This is a genomic window from Oscillibacter sp. CU971 (assembly GCF_905219725.1).
Lineage (GTDB): Bacteria > Bacillota > Clostridia > Oscillospirales > Oscillospiraceae > Oscillibacter.
The window spans coordinates 1-1,017 of record NZ_CAJMXG010000587.1; the positions used below are offsets into that span (position 1 = coordinate 1).

A 1,017-nucleotide genomic window follows, 5' to 3' on the forward strand; every position below is an offset into this window, starting at 1 on the left:
TGCACAAGCTGTTTGCACCATTGCTGCTTTCAGCACTTTACTCAAGCGGTTTTAGCCTATTGGTACAGCTTCTTAGACCCCGCCTCCGTCCGCAAACACCTGACCACCATTCTGGAGAGAGCCGGGTGCAAGCATATCCGCTTCCACGGCCTCCGCCACCTGTTCGCCACCATGTCCCTGGAGCATGGAATGGATGTCAAGACCCTCTCCACGGTAATCGGGCATGTGTCCAGCAGCACCACGCTGAACATCTACGCCCGTGTCACCGATGAGATGCGCCGTACAGCGGCAATGAAGATTGACCAGGGCGGCGTCAAATCTGAGGCACAAATAGAGAATCAGCCAGTGCCACGAAAGCCCGCTCCCAGCACCTTCCAGCCTTACAAGGGTAAACGTCGCAAGCCAGGNACCGGATGCGTCACANAGATCAATGGCCACCTGTGGGAGGGCCGCCACTCCCCAGTCTGGCCTGACGGCAAAAAGCGTCCCCGCAATATCTACGCCAAGACCAGAGAGGAATGTGAGCGGCTGTTATCGGAGATGATTCTCCAGATGAAGGCGGAGATCGCCGTGGAAAAGGAGCGGCTGAACGNAAGCTAACANAACGAACGGCTCACCGAACGGAATATCTCTCGGTGAGCCGTTTGTCTCTGTCTGCGGCTTGGTTATGCCAGTCAAATCGTGCGTTCGGTTACGGTAACCTGAGTAATCACATCCCGTAGGCGATCATCGCCAACCATATACTCAAGAACCTCATTGGCAGTATCGCACCACATTCCTGTTTGAGCAAGAACTCTGCGNAGCCTGCCTGTGCAATTACCATACGCGATTTCTGGCCTGGGGCAGGACATACAGCTCCATAGCAACAATAAGAAATACCCTTCCAGTCAAATTGAGGAAACGCTGATTTAATCCCCTGAAATGATAGCAGCAGGATGTTCCGGACGCCACGACCCTGCTGCACTTTCGGCATCTGTTGGAGGAGAAGGGCACCGGCAAGCTGTTTTTTGACGCAAT

1 protein-coding gene is annotated in these 1,017 nt (G+C 54.2%); it reads left to right on the forward strand.

The features are described from left to right. On the forward strand, positions 1-600 hold a 600-nt coding region (locus tag JX325_RS17650), incomplete at its 5' end, for a tyrosine-type recombinase/integrase (protein ID WP_204792297.1). Positions 601-1,017: the final 417 nt, after the last annotated feature.